The following is a 16,472-nucleotide window of genomic DNA, read 5'->3' as shown; positions in this document are numbered from 1 at the left end:
CGACGACGACGTTCGAGTCGAACGTGTTCCGGTCGCCCGCGACCGTCAGACCGTACACGTTGCCGACGAGGACGTTCTCGCCGTAGTAGGAGTCGCCGCCGGCGGGGACGACGCCGTAGGTGCTGTCTCGGACGACGTTGCCGACGACGAGGTTGTCCGTCGGTCGGGTCATCACGACGACGCCCATCTGCGCGTCGCGCACGGTGTTGTCTGCGACCAGCGTCCCGGAGGTGTACATCTCGTGGACGCCGTAGCGTCCGGGCGAAAAGCGGTTGTCCCTGACGACGCTCCCGTCCGCGCGGTGCGTGTAGACGCCGTCGCGGCCGCCGACGAAGGTGGATTCTTCGACCACGCTCCGCCCGCCGATGAGGACGACGCCCATGAAGCCCTCCGAGGCGGTGTCGGCGCCGCGGACGGTCAGGTTCCGCAGCACCGAGTCGTCGCTGTCGCGGACGACGACGCCGCTGGCGGGCGTGTCTATCGTCACGTCGGCGACGACGCCGTCGTCGACGCCGTCCAGCACGACGGCCGCGTCGCCGTAGCCGTATGCCAACTGGACCGTGGTGTCCCAGTCCATCGACTCGTTTCGACTGTCGATGCCGCGACTTCCGACGGGGCCGACGCCCTCGACGCGGAGGTTCCGCACCGCCGCGCCGTCCGCCCGGAGGACGAGGACGCTCCCCTCGCCGTCGCCGCGGACGACGGTGTCCGGCCCCGCGCCGGCGAGGGTGACGGAGTCGTTCACCTCGACGGCGTCCACGTCGTACGTCCCCGGCGGCAGGTAGACGGTGGTGTTCGGCGGGGCCGCGGCGACGGCGGCGGCGACGGTGGGGGCGTCGCGGCCGACGACGACCGACCGCGGCCGGTCCGCGCGCGCCGGCCGCCGCCAGCCGTGTCGTTCGCCCACGCGTGCCGAGTCGCCTCCGCGCGTTCGACCGGTGGCGAGGCGTCCTGCAGGCGGTCGCCGAGGCGCGACTGGAGCGTCTCCCAGTCCACCACGCTGCCGCCGTGGGCCGCGGCGAACCGCCGGGCGTCCGCCGCCTCGGAGAACGGGAGCACCGTCGGACCGGAGGGGACCCGGGCGTCGCTGCCGACGACGAAGTGGGCCGACGGCCCGGCCGTCCACCCGACGGCCCGGGCCGCGTTCGGGGACGACGAACCCCTCGTCGGTCAGCGTCGGCGTCACCGTCGAGAAGTCCGAGACGTAGACGGCCAACGGCGCCCGAACTGTCGCTGCGTCCCCGGGTCGGCGAGTTCGCTCGCCGCGGTGTCGACGCCGACGTAGCCGACGACGTAGCGGTAGCCCGAGAAGAACACCTCCGCGCGCGGGATGGCGAACCCCTCCGCGTCGGCCCGACGGGCGTCGACGCCCGTCCCGCCCATGCTCACGGTGTCGGAGAACGCCACGGGGCGCAGTTGCTCGCCGCTGACGGGCGTCAGGGCGAACGAGAGGCTGGCGAGGACGAGTACCGCCGCCACCGCGGCGACGACCCACTTCGTCTCCGACGGCGTGAGAAGCGCCATCACCGCCCGAGGCCGGCGACGACTTCGGGCGTCACCTCGTCGTGCGTCGCCAGCGACCCGCCCCACTCCGACTGGAACGACTCCGCGTCCGCCTCTCGGTGAAGCCGACGAGGTCACGGCCCATCGCCCCCTTCACCTCGGAGTCCACGACGTACGTCACGTCCGCAGCCGGCACGAACGTCGACGCCTCGTAGTGCCGCGAGATGAACGTGTCGCCGCCGTCCTCGAACGTCCGGTAGTCCACCGCGGAGTGGTCGGTGACGTAGAAGGCGACGTCCTCCCACCCGGCGTCGTCCTTCTCGAACTCGTACTGGTAGGCCTCCCACGTGCTGTCGAACCGGGCGGGGTTCTCGTGGTCGTTCGGTCGCTGGTCGCGGTAGAAAATCTCCGCCGAAGGGCCGGGGTTCTGCCGAATGTTCATCCCGCACACCTCGCACGTCGCGCCCTCGGGTATCGTCTCCGCCGGCGGCGCCGACGCCTGGTCGCCGCCACCACCCCCGAGACATCCCGAGAGCGCCGCCGCCCCCACGGCGGCACCGGCGAAGAGGACGCGCCGTCGTCGGAGTCCGGGACCGTCGTCCGCGTGTCGTCGGTTGCACATACGCTGACGTTCACGCCGGGCGGGGATAACTGGCTTGTCGATTCGTCTCGCCGACCACCGCGCCGGGACCCGAATCCTTAATCATTTGCCCGGCAAATTCTGCGCCATGTACGACGAGGACGAACTCGCGGACATCCGTGAGGCCCGCGAGGACTGGGAGTCGGAGACCCGCGACCCGACGCGAGAGCGGTTCGGGGAGCGAAAGGACCGATTCGCGACCGTCTCGAACCTCGAAGTCGACGACCTGTACACCCCGAACGACGTGGCGGACGTCGACTACGAGGAGGACCTCGGCTTCCCGGGTGAGTTCCCGTTCACTCGCGGCCCGTACCCGACGATGTACCGCGGTCGGACGTGGACGATGCGGCAGTTCGCCGGGTTCGGCACCGCGGAGGAGACGAACGACCGGTTCCACTTCCTCGTCGAGAACGGCCAGACCGGACTGTCGACGGCGTTCGACATGCCCTCGCTGATGGGGAAGGACTCCGACGACCCCCTCTCGGACGGCGAAGTCGGAAAGGAGGGCGTCGCCGTCGACACCCTCCGCGACATGGAGATTCTGTTCGACGGCATCGACGTGGGCGAGGTGTCCACCTCGTTCACCATCAACCCCTCCGCGCCCGTGATATACGCGATGTACGTCGCCCTCGCCGACCGGCAGGGCGTCCCGCGCGAGGAGATTCGCGGCACCCTCCAGAACGACATGCTGAAGGAGTTCATCGCGCAGAAGGAGTGGGTCATCCCGCCGGCGCCGTCGCTCGACATGGTGACCGACACCGTGGAGTTCGCGGCCGAACAGACGCCGAAGTTCCACCCCATCTCCGTCTCGGGCTACCACATCCGCGAGGCGGGTTCGACCGCGGTACAGGAACTCGCCTTCACCCTCGCCGACGGCTTCGCGTACGTCGAGGACGCCCTCGAACGCGGGATGGACGTGGACACCGTCGCGCCCCTGCTCTCCTTCTTCTTCAACTCGCACAACTCCATCTTCGAGGAGGTGGCGAAGTTCCGCGCCGCCAGACGCATCTACGCGCGCGTGATGGAGGAGTGGTACGACGCCGAGGACGACGCGTCCAAGCGCCTGAAGTTCCACACGCAGACGGCGGGGCAGTCGCTGACCGCCCAGCAACCGCTGAACAACATCGTCCGCGTGACGATTCAGGCGCTGGCGGGCGTCCTCGGCGGGACGCAGAGCCTCCACACGAACAGCTTCGACGAGGCACTCGCGCTCCCCGGCGAGGAGGCGGTTCGCGTCGCCCTCCGCACCCAGCAGATAATCGCCGAGGAGTCGGGCGCGGCGGACGTCATCGACCCCCTCGGCGGCAGTTTCTTCGTCGAGTCGCTCACCGACGATGTGGAGGCGGAGGCGATGGCCTACATCGAGGAGATACGCGAGATGGGCGACGGCTCCGTCCGCGACGGCGTCCTCACCGGCATCGACGAGGGCTACTTCCACCGCGAGATTCAGGGGGCGTCCTACGAGTACCAAGAGCGCGTCGAGGAGGGCGAGGAGATAGTCGTCGGCGTCAACAAGTACACGATGGAGGAGGACACCCGCCCGGACATCCTCACCGTCGACGAGGACACGCAGGACCGACAGTTGGAGCGTCTCGCCGCGGTCAAGGACGAACGCGACGACGAGGCGGTCGAAGCCGCACTGGACGACGTCCGCGCGGCCGTCGAAGCGGGCGAGAACGTCATGCCGTCGCTCGTCGAGGCGGTGAAGGCGTACGCCACGATGGGCGAGATCATGGACGTGTTCGCCGAGGAGCACGGCACGTACCGCGAGACGGTCGGCGTGGTGTGAGGCCGAGGGCGGCGGGCGCGGCGGAGACGACTGTCCCCCGACCGACGCCCGTCTGACCGCCGAGCGATGCACCTTTTTTTGCAACCCCTCACGCACGTACGGCAGACGGAGAAACGGCGTTCTCCCCTCGCTATCCCTCCGCAGTCGGTCGATTAATCGTATTGTGCGTTCACATAGATTTATCATGGAGGATTCGGTAGGTTTGCACGACCTATGTCAGACGGTGACGGAGAACTCGAGGCACGGCTAGTTGAACAGGAGGAGTTCGAACCCACCGAGGAGTTCGTCGAACAGGCGAACGTGTCCGACCCGGGCATCTACGACGAGTTCGAGGAGAACTGGCCGCACAGTTGGGAGCGCGCGGCGGAGATGCTCGACTGGTTCGACGACTACGACCAGGTGCTGGACGACTCCGACGAACCGTTCTACGAGTGGTTCGTGAACGGGAAGTTGAACGCGTCGTACAACTGCGTCGACCGGCACGTCGAGAACGGCGACAAGAACCGCGTCGCCATCAAGTGGGAGGGCGAACACGGCGACACGCGCACCTACACCTATCAGGACCTCTATCGCGAGGTGAACGAGTTCGCGGCCGCCCTCCGTGACCTGGGCGTCGAGGAGGACGACGTCGTCACGCTCTACATGCCGATGGTGCCCGAACTCCCCATCGCCATGCTCGCCTGCGCCCGCATCGGCGCGCCGCACTCGGTGGTGTTCGCCGGCTTCTCCGCGGACGCGCTCGCCACTCGGATGAACTCTGCGGACTCTCGCTTCCTCGTGACGTGCGACGCTACTACCGCCGCGGCGACGCCCTCGACCACATGGAGAAGGCCAACGAGGGCCTCGACGGCGTCGACCACGGCGTGGACGCCACCGTCGTCGTGGACCGACTGGGCGACGACGGCTTCGGCCACGACCTGAAGGGCAACCAGCACGACTGGGACGACCTGATGGCCGACCACGACGGTGACCGCGTCGACCCCGTCGAACGCGACGCCGAGGACATGCTGTTCCTCATGTACACCTCGGGGACGACGGGCGAACCGAAGGGGGTCAAGCACACGACGGGCGGCTACCTCGCGTACACGTCGTGGACCTCCCACTCCGTCCTCGACCTGAAGCCCGAGGACACCTACTGGTGCTCGGCGGACATCGGCTGGATCACGGGCCACTCGTACATCGTCTACGGCCCCCTCTCGCTGGGGACGACGACGGTGATGTACGAGGGGACGCCGGATTACCCCCAGCGCGACCGTCTGTGGGAGATCGTCGAGAAGTACGCCGTAGACGTGTTCTACACCGCTCCGACGGCCATCCGCGCGTTCATGAAGTGGGGGTCGCAGTTCCCCGAACGCCGCGACCTGTCGTCGCTCCGCCTCCTCGGTACGGTGGGCGAACCCATCAACCCGCGCGCGTGGAAGTGGTACTACCAGCACATCGGCGACGAGGAGTGCCCCGTCGTGGACACGTGGTGGCAGACGGAGACGGGCGGGATGATGGTCACCACCCTGCCCGGCGTCGGCACGATGAAGCCCGGGTCGGCCGGGCCGCCGCTTCCGGGCATCGACGCGCGCGTCGTCGACACGAACGGCAAGGAAGTCGAGGCCGGCCGCGCCGGCTACATCACGGTGAACAAGCCGTGGCCGGGGATGCTCCGGACGCTGTACGACAACGACGAGCGGTTCATCTCCGAGTACTGGCAGGAGTACTCCGACTCCGACGAGGGCGAGTGGGTGTACTTCCCCGAGGACGGCGCGAAGATAGACGACGACGGCTACATCACCATCCTCGGCCGGGTGGACGACGTGCTCAACGTCTCGGGGCACCGCCTCGGGACGATGGAGATAGAGTCCGCCATCGTCGGCGTCGAGGGCGTCGCCGAGGCGGCGGTCGTCGGCGGCGACCACGAGGTGAAGGGCGAGGCCGTCTACGCCTACGTCATCCTCGAGGACGGCTACGAGGAGACCGAGGAGATGCGCGGGAAGATAATCGAGGGCGTCGAGGACGCCATCGGTCCCATCGCCCGCCCCGAACAGGTCGTCTTCACGCCCGAACTGCCGAAGACGCGGTCGGGGAAGATAATGCGTCGGCTCCTCGAAGAGATCGCCAACGACGAGGAACTCGGCGACACCACGACGCTGCGGAACCCCGACATCGTCGAGGACATCCAGACGAAGGTCCGCGGCGACTGAGAGGAGCGACCGCTACCTGCGCCCGACCGGCGACGGCCCTCGGGCCTCACCTCGGCCGTCACTCCGCTCCCGCCTCGGCGTCCAACCACGCGCGGACGCACGACTCCTCGCGGAAGTAGCGTCGCGTCCGCGTCCCTCGTTCGTCGAGGACGACGAGCAGGTGTTCTTCGGAGAGGACGAGTTCGTCGCCGCAGTTCGCGCAGGGTTCCGTCCGGGTGCGGCCGGGTTGCCAGAGTCGGTGCGGCGCGACGCGGACGACCGTCGCGTCCTCGTTACCGACGGGCGACTGCCCGGTGTAGTCTGAGAGCGCCATTGCACCCGTGTTCGAGCGACTGCCTAAAGTTATTTTCTCCACTCTGACATGTTGGAATATACTCGGCTTCCCAGCGTACCGTCGCCCTCGGTAGCGGTAATAGTCGTGGGGAGACGTCGGGAGCGATTGCGTCGACCCTTGTATTTATCATCGACGTTGGTGAATTACTCACGCGATGGAGAAACCACTGCTCGTCACGGACTTTCTGGACCGAGCACGGCGTTACTACGGCGACCAGGAAGCGGTCGTCGCGACGACCGGCGAACGATTCACCTACGACGAACTCGGGGACCGCGCGGATGGATTCTCGGCGGCCATGGCGGCCCGGGGCGTCGAGAAGGGCGACCGGGTGGCCGTGTTGGACCCGAACACCCACTACCACCTCGAGGCGGCGTACGGGTCGATGCAACTCGGCGCGGTCCACACGCCGCTGAACTACCGACTCGTCCCCGCCGACTACGAGTACATCCTGAACGACGCCGAGGTGAAGGCGGTGTACGCGGACTACGAGTACGCCGAGAAGATAGAGGAGATACGCGACGACGTGCCGACGGAGATATTCGTCACGAACGACGCGGACGCGGTGGAGGGCGACTGGCTCTCGTTCGACGAGATAATCGCCGACGCCACCGACTACGACCGCCCGGAGATGTCCGAGGACGAACTCATCACCATCAACTACACGTCCGGGACGACGGGGGACCCGAAGGGCGTCTGCCGGACGCACCGGACGGAGACGCTGCACGCCTACCTCGTCACGTCCCACCAGGACATCGCCGACGACGACGTCTACCTGTGGACCCTCCCGATGTTCCACGTCAACGGCTGGGGCCACATCTACGCCGTCACCGGCGCCGGGGCGAAGCACGTCTGCACGCGGGGCGTCGACGCCGAGTGGATATTCGACACCGTGCGCGAGGAGGACGTCTCGTACATGTGCGCCGCGCCGACGGTATTGAACATGCTGATGGACCACTACGACAAGCAGGGCGGCGTGGAGACGTCGGGCGACGCGCCCGTGCGAGCGGCCACCGCGGGCGCGGCCCCGCCCGAGGCGACCATCCGGACCGTCGAGGACGAGTTCGGCTGGTACCTCATGCACGTCTACGGCGCGACGGAGACGGGACCGCTCATCACCACCTCCGACGCCCGGCGCTTCTTCGACGACGACAGCGACGAGCGGTTCGAGGTGAAGAAACAGCAAGGAATCGGCTACCTCGGCACCGACGTGCGCGTCGTGGACGAGGACGGTGAGGAGGTGACCCGCGACGGGCAGACCGTCGGCGAAATCGTCGTCCGCGGCAACCAGGTGATGGACCGCTACTGGAACAAACCCGAGGAGACCGAGGAGGCGTTCACCGACCGTCTGGAGGGCTACTACCACATGGGTGACCTCGCCGTCGTGGACGAGAACGGCTTCGTCACCATCCAGGACAGGAAGAAGGACATCATCATCTCCGGCGGCGAGAACATCTCCTCCATCGAGTTGGAGGACACGCTGTTCGACCACGACGCCGTCGGCGACGTGGCGGTCGTTCCGATGCCCTCCGACGAATGGGGCGAGTCGCCGAAGGCGTTCGTCGTCCCGGCGAACGGCGACGTGGACGACCCCGGCGTGACCGAGGCGGACCTCATCGACTACACGCGCGAACGCATCGCGACGTACAAGGTGCCCAAGGAGATCGAGTTCGTCGACGAACTGCCGAAGACGGCCACCGGAAAGATACAGAAGTACGAACTCCGCGAACGCGAGTGGGAGGACGAAGACCGGATGGTCGGGCAGGGCTGACGACGGGCAGTCGTCGAACGGGGCCGACTACAGGTAGGCGGCGTCCCAGCGGGCCGCCTTCCGCCGGTTCCCGCAGGTGTTACACTCGATTCGTTCCATCGTGTCCATCGCGATGTCGAAGCTCTCGTCCTCGCCGCACATCCACCCGTAGCGCTCGCTCCGTTCCGGGTCGAGGAAGACGGCGTAGAACGGCGCCTCCTTCCCCCGGACCGCCTCGTCGTAGGCCACGTACACCGTCTCCCCGTCGTCGAGGGTCCGTTCCTCGGTGACGATTCGCTCCCCCTCGGCGTCGAGTCGCTTCGCGTACGTCTGCTCCTCGAAGGACTCGCCGCCGATTTCGATGCGTCGGTCGTCGGTTCGCTCGTACCCCTGTTCGGCGTAGAAGTCCGCGCCGGCCTCGTTGTCCGCGAGGACGCTCCCCTCGATGCGGTCCACGCCGCGGTTCGTCAGTTCCTGTTCGGCGCGCTTGAGCAGTTGCGACCCGACGCCCTCGCTCCGGTGGTCCGGACTGACGTGGAGCCAATCTATCTCGCCCACCGTCTCGCGCCCCTCCGAGACGTACGACTGGATGAACCCGACCACGTCGCCGTCATCGACAGCGACGACGAACACGACGGCGTCGTCCGAGAGCCAGTCGGAGAGCGTGTCGGCGTCGTACCAGGTCTCGACGGCGTCCGCGATGGTCTCCTCGTCCATCGCGTGCCCGTACGAGGCCTGCATCGACCCGTTCGCGACGGTCCGAATCTGTTCGATGTCCGACGTGGTTGCGTCTCGAAGGTCCATGACACGTGGTACACAGTCACGTTACTTCACGTTCGTGGTCGTCGTCGTCCGGTGGAACCGACTCGCGGACGCCGCGGCGGCCCCCTCTTTCTTGCGCCTGCGCATCGACAGCACGGTATGGCGCGCGCGCTCTGCTTCGACATGTACGGGACGCTCTGCGACACGACGACGGTCACGGCGCGACTGGCGGCGGAACTCGACGCCTCGGGCGCCGTCGTCGACGGTGTCGAGGCACTGTGGCGGGAACGGCAGCTTCGATACTCCACGCACGCGGCGTTGATGGGCGCGTACGAACCGTTCTGGGACCTCACGTCGCGCGGACTCGACTACGCGCTCGCCGTCTACGGGCTGGACCCCGACTCCGCGACGCGCCGCCGCATCCTCGAAGCGTACGACGAACTGGACCCGTTTCCGGACGCCGCAGAGACGCTTCGCCGTCTCTCGGACGCGGGGCGAGAACTCGTGGTCCTCTCGAACGGCGACCCGGCGATGCTGGACCGTCTCGCCGAGAACGCGGGACTGACGGACCATCTCGACGGCATCGTCAGCGCCGACGAGGTGGCGACGTTCAAACCCGACCCCGCGGTGTACGAACACGCCGCCGACAGACTCGACCGGTCCGTCGGCGACTGCCGTCTCGTCTCCTCGAACGCGTGGGACGTCGCGGGCGCGGGCGCGGCAGGGATGCGGACGGCGTGGGTGAACCGCCGGAACGACCCGCCGGAGGAACTCGGCGCGGACCCCGACGTGGAACTCGCTTCGCTGGCGGAACTGCCCGACACAATCGTGTGAATAGATACCACTTCATACTAGAATATCATCCCATATCATTGTCTGGTAAATATTATCATACCCAATATTCCATGTTCCTTTGACAACTATAACGAGTGGGTAAGGCACATTATACAAAACAATTATTAACAATCGATAAAGCGTTAGCCCATGGCACGGGATAACAGGTCCCTCAATAGACGAGACTTGTTGAAAGCGGCAGGCGCCAGCACCGTCGGAATCGCGGGACTGGCCGGCTGCTCAGGAAACGGCGGGGAACAGACCGACGGGGGTGGTGGCGACCAGACGGGTGGGGGCGACACCGACTCCGGCGGCGACGGCGGGAGCGAAGACTACCCGGCACTCGGCAACTACCCCATCGAGGGCGACACGGCCATCTTCGGGTTCAACGTCCCGCAGTCCGGACCGTACGCCTCGGAGGGGCAAGACGAGCTTCGAGCGTATGAGCTCGCGGTCAAGCACCTGAACGAGGGCGGGGGCTGGGTCGACAGTCAGTTCGACGACCTGTCGGGCGACGGCGTCCTCGACTACACCATCGACTACGTGGACGGGGACACCGCGACGGACGCCGACACCGCGCGGCAGTCGGCGTCGCGGATGATCCAGCGTGACAACGCCATCATGGTGTCCGGCGGCTCGTCCTCGGCGGTGGCCATCGCCGTTCAGGGGCTGTGCCAGAACGAGAACGTCCTGTTCATGGCGTGTCTGACGCACTCGAACGACACCACCGGCAAGGACTGCGCCCGCTACGGGTTCCGCGAGATGTTCAACGCCTACATGACCGGACAGGCGCTGGCACCCGTGGTCGCAGAGGAGTACGGCGAGGACCTCACGTTCTACCAGTTGTACGCGGACTACAGTTGGGGACAGACCCAGCAGGCGTCGATGGAGAAGTTCATGACCGAAGTCGCGGGCTGGGAACAGGCCAACTCCGTGGCGACGCCGCTCGGGACCAGCGACTACCAGTCGTACCTCTCGGAGGCGGCCAACTCCGGCGCGGACGTGCTCATCCTGAACCACTACGGGCTGGACGGCGCGAACTCGGTGCAGCAGGCTGTCGACGCCGGCATCGACGAGGACATGGAGATTCTCGTCCCGCTCTACAACCGGCCGATGGCCGAAGCGGCGGGCGGCGCCATCGAGGGCATCTACGGCACGGTGGCGTGGGACTCCCAGATAGACAACGAGCCGTCCAACCAGTTCACGCAGGCCTTCCAGGACGAGTACGACCGGGTCCCGTCCGGTCCGGCGCAGTTGGCGTACGCACAGACGCTGCAGTACGCCGCCGCCGTCGAGCGTGCGGGGACGTTCTACCCGCCGGAGGTCATCAAGCAACTCGAAGACTACGAGTACGACAACATCGGCATGGGCGCGGAGACGATGCGCGCCTGCGACCACCAGGCGCAGCGCGACGTGCCCGTCGTGCAGGGGCTCCCGGAGTCCGAACAGGAGAGCGGCCGGTACTTCGACATCATCAACATCACCAGCCGAGAGGAACTCGGCTACGCGTGTGACGAGGGGCCCGCGGCGGAGTGCGAACTCGGACCGGCCGAGTAGTAGGTTCGCCCGTAACGCCACCTTCATAATCTTTAGACCGAAACCCGAACTCGATACTGTCATGATAACTCACACCACGAACCGGACGGAGCGTATTTCGATACGGACTCCGGGGAGGGCGCGATGAGCGTCGTCTCCCAGTTGGCCACCATCCTGCTGAACGGGCTTCAGCAGGGCGCCATCTACGTGCTCTTGGCCGTCGGACTCTCTATCATCCTCGGGACGCTGAAGTTCGTCAACTTCGCGCACGGGGCGCTCTACCTCATCGGAACGTACGCAGGACTGTTCATCGCGCTCGACATCACGCTCTCCTCGGGGAAGCTTCAGGAGTGGGGATACGCCGACTTCGGCCTCGGCTGGGGGTTCCTCGCGGCCCTCGTGTTGGTCCCGCTCTTCGTCTTCGCCATCGGTCTCCTGATGGAGCGGTTCCTCGCGCGCCCGTTCTACGACCGGCCGGACACCGACCAGATTCTGGTCACGTTCGGACTGGCCATCGTCGTCCAAGAACTGTTCCGCATCCTGTTCGGGAGCAACAGCCTCCCGTTCAACCAGCCCGAGTACATCCTCTCGGTCATCCCCGTCTCCGGACCGATGCAACTGCCCATCGTCGGGAACTTCCCGCGGTGGCGGCTCTGGGTCATCGGCATCACGGCCGTCCTCGTCGGCATCGTCTACCTGCTGGTCGAGCACACCGACTTCGGCCTGGTCGTCCGGGCCGGGACCCGCGACGCCGAGATGGTCCGACTCCTCGGCATCAAGATATCGCGACCGTACCTCGTCGTCTTCGGCATCGGCGCGGCCCTCGCGGGCGTCGCCGGCGTCGTCGGCGGTCCGCTGAACGTCGTCAACCCCACCGTCGGCATGAACATCCTCGTCCCCGCGTTCCTCACCGTCGTCATCGGCGGCGTCGGCACCATCGCGGGCGCGGTGGTGGGCGGCCTCATCATCGGACTGGTACAGGCGACGCTCATCGGCCTGCCGTCGGTGACCATCGCGTCGTTCACGCTGAACTTCTCGCCGTGGTCGCAGGTGGGGCTGTACGCCATCGCGGCCATCATCCTGCTCGTCAGACCGCAGGGCATCCTCGGTGACGAGGAGGTGGCCCCATGAGCGACCGAAACACGACCGGCGAGGGAAGCGCCAACGCCACGAGCGACGGCGGCGCCGTCATCAGCGACGGCTCGCTCGTCGCCCGCTGGGAGGCGGTTCGAGAGCGCGAGGTGACGGTGGTCGGACTGACCGTCATCGCCGTCGCCCTCTTCCCGTGGCTGTTCTCCCGCGCGCCGGTGGTCAGCGACCTGCTGCTCGGCTACCAGTCGCTGGCGACGCTGATGCTCATCTGGGGCATCTTCGCCGTCGGCTTCGACCTGCTTCTCGGTTACACCGGCCTGCTGTCGTTCGGCCACGCGGCGTTCTGGGGCGGGGCGGCGTACGTCGCCGGCATCGTGGCGAACAACGTCTCCGCGGACCCCATCGTGATGGTCGTCTCGGGGACGGTGTTCGCCATCCTGCTGGCGTGGGTGCTCGGGTTCCTGTCGCTGCGACGCGGCGGCATCTACTTCAGCATCCTCACGCTGGCGTTCGGACAGATGCTCTACTACATGTCCGCGGCACCGCTGGCGTTCCTCACGGGCGGGGAGAACGGGCTGACCGGCATCTCGGTCGGTGCGCTGTTCGGCCAGTTCCACCTCGAGTCCGAACTGCCGTCGGTCGCGGGTACGCTGCTCGGTAACTGGATGTACCTGTTCGTCGCCGTCTTCGCCGTCCTCGCCGTCGCGGCGGCCTACCGCATCCTCAACTCGCCGTACGGGATGGTGTTCCGCGCCATCCGCGAGAACGAACAGCGCGCGGAGTTCGTCGGACTCAACGTCTGGCGCTACAAGCTGATGGCGTTCATCATCTCCGGCGCGTTCGCGGGCGTCGCGGGGAGCCTGTTCACCATCCACGGTTCGTACGTTCCGCTCCAGTCGCTCTACTGGACGGAGTCCGGCGAAATCGTCATCATGACCGTCCTCGGCGGCACCGCCTCGCTGTTCGGCCCGATAGCCGGCGCGGGGCTCTACCTCTACGTCGAGAACATCGTCAGCGGGGTCCAGACGCTCTACCTGCCGTTCACGCAGGTCGTCCTCGTTCAGGACTTCGGGACGTACTGGCACCTGCTGCTCGGACTGGTGTTCGTCGTGGTCATCTGGGTGGCCCCCAGCGGTATCTGGGGCGGGGTGTCCGACCTGCGCTCGTCCGTCCGCGACCTCGTCGGAGGTGACCGTCGATGAGTTCCGACGCCGGAGACGGCTCCGACCGCGAGTCGACGCCGACCCCCGATGCAGGTTCGGAACCGCTGTTGCAGACGGACGGTCTCACGAAGGAGTTCGGCGGCCTCGTCGCCACCGACGACGTCGACCTGACGGTCGAACGCGGCGAACGCGTCTCCATCATCGGACCGAACGGCGCGGGCAAGTCCACGCTCATCAACCTCATCACGCGGCGTCTCGACCCGACCGAAGGCGACATCCGGTTCAAGGGCGAGTCCATCGTCGGGATGGAACCGCACGAGGTGGTGCAACGAGGCGTCTCGAAGTCGTTCCAGACCGCCTCCATCTTCCCCGACCTGACGGTGAGAGAGAACGCAGAGATAGCGGCGCTCGCCGCCGAACAGGGCGACTTCGGATTCAACTTCCTCACCCACCGGAACAAACTGACCGACGTCCACGAGCGCACCGAGAACACGCTGGACGCGGTCGGCCTGTTGAACCAAGCGCACACGGACGCCGAGGACCTCCCCTACGGCGACAAGCGCCGCCTCGAAATCGGCATCGCCCTCGCGGCCGAACCGGACCTGCTCCTCATGGACGAACCCACGGCCGGGATGTCGCCCGAGGAGACCAAGGCGACGGTCGACCTCATCGAGGAGGTCAAAGAGGAACTCGGACTCACGTTCGTCCTCGTCGAGCACGACATGGAGATCGTGTTCAGCATCTCCGACCGCATCGTCGTGCTGAACCGCGGGCAGGTCATCGCCGAGGGGACGCCGGAGGAGATTCGCGGCAACCCCGACGTGCAGGAGGCCTACCTCGGAGGTGTCGAACTGTGAGTCTGCTCGAACTCTCGAACGTGGACTCCTACTACGGGGAGAGCCACATCCTCCGCGACGTGACGATGAACGTCGAGGAGGGCGAGATATGCGCGCTCCTCGGTCGCAACGGTGCGGGCAAGACGACGACGCTCCGCTCCATCGTGGGCGCGACGCCGCCGGAGGTCCGCGACGGGACCGTCTCGTTCAAGGGCAGGGACATCACCGGTACCCCGGCCGAGGACGTCTCCGCCGGCGGCATCTCGCTCGTCCCCGAGGAACGGCGCATCTTCCCGAACCTCACCGTCGCGGAGAACCTCCACCTCGCGGAGGTGGTTCGCAACAAGTCGAACACGTGGGGCCGGTCGCTCTCGTTCGACCACGAGGGGATGTCCACGGAGGAGGTGTACGCGCAGTTCCCCCGTCTCGACGAACGGCGGGGACAGAAGGCCGGGACGCTCTCGGGCGGCGAACAGCAGATGCTGGCCATCGCCCGCGCGCTGAAGCAGAACACCGACCTGCTCCTCCTCGACGAACCGTACGAGGGACTCGCGCCGAAGATAATCGAGGACGTCGAAGACGCCGTCGAGCGCATCAGCGACGACGGCACGACCATCCTGCTGGTCGAGCAGAACGCGGCGGCGGCGATCAAACTCGCCGACCGGGCGTACGTCATCGACCAGGGCGGCATCGTCTTCGACGGCACCGCCGAGGAACTCCGCGACGACGAAGAGACGCGCGAACGCTACCTGGGGGTATGACGATGTCGACAGACACCCCTCCCCACGGACGCGCGGACCCCGAGGCGGCCCTCGACAGACTCGTCGAACTCGGCGCGGTGACGGAGGACGAAGACGCAGTCTCTCCACCACGCCCGCCTTCGAGAGCGACCGCCGGGTCTACCGGAACACGTACGACTACATGGGAGACGACGGCGTCGCCGACACCGTCGCGGACCTGTTCGGCGTCGAGAAGGAGGCGGCGCTCGACCTCCTCGAACGCGGCGAGGTGACGAGCGAGGACGTCGTCGCGTACCTCGCCATCCAATCGTTCGCCGACGAGTCGCTCGAAACGGCCGAACACGCCATGATGGCGGAACTGCTCGTCCGACTCGGTCCGGACACGCCCGTTCCGGCCGACGTCGAGGAGGTCGACGACGACTCCTACCGAGCGTTCCTCGACGACAACCCCCACGCGGTGCTCACGGTGTGGAAGCACGACTGCGACCCCTGCGAGGCGATGAAGGGCGACGTCGCGGCGATTCTCGAACTCGTGCCCGACGGCGTCGCAGTCGCGGGCGTCGACGGTGAGAACGTGCCCGAGTTCCGCGCGGCGTTCGACGTCGACGCCGCGCCCGCGGTGCTCTGTTTCCGAGACGGCACGCTCGAGGCGGTTGCGACCGGACGAAAACGACCGGGCGAACTCGGCGCACTGTTCGCCGACGTGTACGACGCGCCGGCGTAACCGCCCGCCCGCGCCCGTCTGTTCTCAGTTCAGTCTTCGACGCCGGTAGCCATCACCGGTCGGTTCGCACCGAGGATGACCGACTGGGTGACGCTCCCGAACAGGGCCTTCCCGGCGGGCGACCGCTTCCGACCGCCGACCACGATGAGGTCCGCGTCCAACTCGTCCGCCGTCGAGACGATGGCGTCGGCGGGGTCGCCGCTGGACTCCTCGACATCGTAGTCGATGCCCGCCTCGTCCAGCATCTCGCCCGCCTCGCGGACGGAGTGGACCTGCGTCGCCGACGCCCCACTCGGGTTGTCGCTGAAACTGTGGATGAGCGTCACGTGCTTCTCTGCGGGGTCCCCCGGGAGGTTCACGACGGCTTCGATGCACCGCCGGACGTGCGACTCCTTCTCGTCGATACCGACTACTACATGATACATAAGGACAAATTCCGTGCCGCGGAGCTTAGTCTTTTGGGGGACGGCGGCGCCGTTCGAGGGTTCTACCCCGAGTTCGGGCCGGTTCGGGCGGCGGTGTCGTCGACACCACCGCGGTCGGTTCGGGCGCGGTGTCGTCACACCACCGCGCTCGGTCG

16 protein-coding genes and 1 pseudogene are annotated in these 16,472 nt (G+C 67.0%); 11 read left to right on the top strand and 6 right to left on the bottom strand.

Features of this window, described 5'->3' with window-relative positions; translation table 11 throughout:
• The 3 genes from GJ632_RS23505 to GJ632_RS09960 all read right to left on the bottom strand — a co-directional run.
• The coding region (locus GJ632_RS23505) for a right-handed parallel beta-helix repeat-containing protein (protein WP_343161118.1) at nt 1-907 on the bottom strand (907 nt) is incomplete at its 3' end.
• A 275-nt stretch (nt 908-1,182) separates the two neighbouring features.
• Nucleotides 1,183-1,527 (bottom strand): hypothetical protein, encoded by a 345-nt coding sequence (locus GJ632_RS23495; RefSeq protein ID WP_231751461.1) that lies wholly within the window; start codon nt 1,525-1,527, stop codon nt 1,183-1,185.
• A 28-nt stretch (nt 1,528-1,555) separates the two neighbouring features.
• Nucleotides 1,556-2,125 (bottom strand): nitrous oxide reductase accessory protein NosL, encoded by a 570-nt coding sequence (locus tag GJ632_RS09960; protein WP_231751460.1) that lies wholly within the window; start codon nt 2,123-2,125, stop codon nt 1,556-1,558.
• 106 nt (nt 2,126-2,231) lie between these two features.
• On the opposite strand from GJ632_RS09960, the gene GJ632_RS09955 reads away from it, so the two are divergent.
• The gene (locus GJ632_RS09955; protein ID WP_191452834.1) at nt 2,232-3,932 is read left to right on the top strand and encodes a methylmalonyl-CoA mutase; all 1,701 of its coding nucleotides are present in this window, start codon (nt 2,232-2,234) and stop codon (nt 3,930-3,932) included.
• 213 nt (nt 3,933-4,145) lie between these two features.
• Nucleotides 4,146-6,124: pseudogene (gene acs / locus GJ632_RS09950) on the top strand (acetate--CoA ligase).
• A 58-nt stretch (nt 6,125-6,182) separates the two neighbouring features.
• Here acs and GJ632_RS09945 read toward each other — a convergent pair.
• Nucleotides 6,183-6,437: a hypothetical protein gene (locus GJ632_RS09945; RefSeq protein WP_191452833.1), complete on the bottom strand. Its 255-nt coding sequence runs from the start codon at nt 6,435-6,437 to the stop codon at nt 6,183-6,185.
• 175 nt (nt 6,438-6,612) lie between these two features.
• Between GJ632_RS09945 and GJ632_RS09940 the strand changes: the two genes are divergently transcribed.
• Nucleotides 6,613-8,226, top strand: a complete 1,614-nt coding sequence (locus GJ632_RS09940; RefSeq protein ID WP_191452832.1) for a long-chain-fatty-acid--CoA ligase — start codon at nt 6,613-6,615, stop codon at nt 8,224-8,226.
• Nucleotides 8,227-8,253: 27 nt separating this feature from the next.
• Here GJ632_RS09940 and GJ632_RS09935 read toward each other — a convergent pair whose 3' ends face one another.
• Nucleotides 8,254-9,009, bottom strand: a complete 756-nt coding sequence (locus tag GJ632_RS09935; RefSeq protein WP_191452831.1) for a GNAT family N-acetyltransferase — start codon at nt 9,007-9,009, stop codon at nt 8,254-8,256.
• A 117-nt stretch (nt 9,010-9,126) separates the two neighbouring features.
• Between GJ632_RS09935 and GJ632_RS09930 the strand changes: the two genes are divergently transcribed.
• The 7 genes from GJ632_RS09930 to GJ632_RS09900 all read left to right on the top strand — a co-directional run bounded on the left by GJ632_RS09930 (nt 9,127) and on the right by GJ632_RS09900 (nt 15,892).
• The gene (locus tag GJ632_RS09930; protein ID WP_191452830.1) at nt 9,127-9,801 is read left to right on the top strand and encodes a haloacid dehalogenase type II; all 675 of its coding nucleotides are present in this window, start codon (nt 9,127-9,129) and stop codon (nt 9,799-9,801) included.
• Between the two features lie 150 nt (nt 9,802-9,951).
• Complete coding sequence (locus GJ632_RS09925) at nt 9,952-11,358, top strand: ABC transporter substrate-binding protein (protein ID WP_089805440.1); 1,407 nt, start codon at nt 9,952-9,954, stop codon at nt 11,356-11,358.
• Nucleotides 11,359-11,481: 123 nt separating this feature from the next.
• Nucleotides 11,482-12,468: a branched-chain amino acid ABC transporter permease gene (locus GJ632_RS09920; protein ID WP_089805442.1), complete on the top strand. Its 987-nt coding sequence runs from the start codon at nt 11,482-11,484 to the stop codon at nt 12,466-12,468.
• On the top strand, nt 12,465-13,631 hold the full coding sequence (locus GJ632_RS09915; RefSeq protein WP_191452829.1) for a branched-chain amino acid ABC transporter permease: 1,167 nt from the start codon (nt 12,465-12,467) through the stop codon (nt 13,629-13,631). The genes GJ632_RS09920 and GJ632_RS09915 overlap by 4 nt, the downstream gene beginning before the upstream one ends.
• Nucleotides 13,628-14,449: an ABC transporter ATP-binding protein gene (locus tag GJ632_RS09910; RefSeq protein WP_191452828.1), complete on the top strand. Its 822-nt coding sequence runs from the start codon at nt 13,628-13,630 to the stop codon at nt 14,447-14,449. The genes GJ632_RS09915 and GJ632_RS09910 overlap by 4 nt, the downstream gene beginning before the upstream one ends.
• Nucleotides 14,446-15,189 carry an ABC transporter ATP-binding protein gene (locus tag GJ632_RS09905; RefSeq protein ID WP_343161117.1) on the top strand — a complete coding sequence of 248 codons (744 nt, stop codon included), beginning with the start codon at nt 14,446-14,448 and terminating at the stop codon, nt 15,187-15,189. Before GJ632_RS09910 ends, GJ632_RS09905 begins: the two co-directional genes overlap by 4 nt.
• A gap of 160 nt (nt 15,190-15,349) precedes the next feature.
• On the top strand, nt 15,350-15,892 hold the full coding sequence (locus GJ632_RS09900; RefSeq protein ID WP_231751459.1) for a thioredoxin family protein: 543 nt from the start codon (nt 15,350-15,352) through the stop codon (nt 15,890-15,892).
• Between the two features lie 29 nt (nt 15,893-15,921).
• Here the strand turns inward: GJ632_RS09900 and GJ632_RS09895 are convergent, their stop codons facing one another.
• Nucleotides 15,922-16,317, bottom strand: coding sequence for a universal stress protein (locus tag GJ632_RS09895; protein WP_089805452.1), 396 nt, complete (start codon nt 16,315-16,317; stop codon nt 15,922-15,924).
• Here GJ632_RS09895 and GJ632_RS23490 point away from each other — a divergent pair.
• Nucleotides 16,276-16,472: hypothetical protein (locus GJ632_RS23490; RefSeq protein WP_231751463.1), on the top strand; the 197-nt coding region annotated here is incomplete at its 3' end. The genes GJ632_RS09895 and GJ632_RS23490 overlap by 42 nt on opposite strands.

Origin of the sequence: Halogeometricum sp. CBA1124, assembly GCF_009741955.1 — an archaeon.
Lineage (GTDB): Archaea > Halobacteriota > Halobacteria > Halobacteriales > Haloferacaceae > Halogeometricum > Halogeometricum rufum.
The sequence above is the reverse complement of the archived record's forward strand: the minus strand, read 5'-3'. Positions and strand labels throughout refer to the sequence as shown.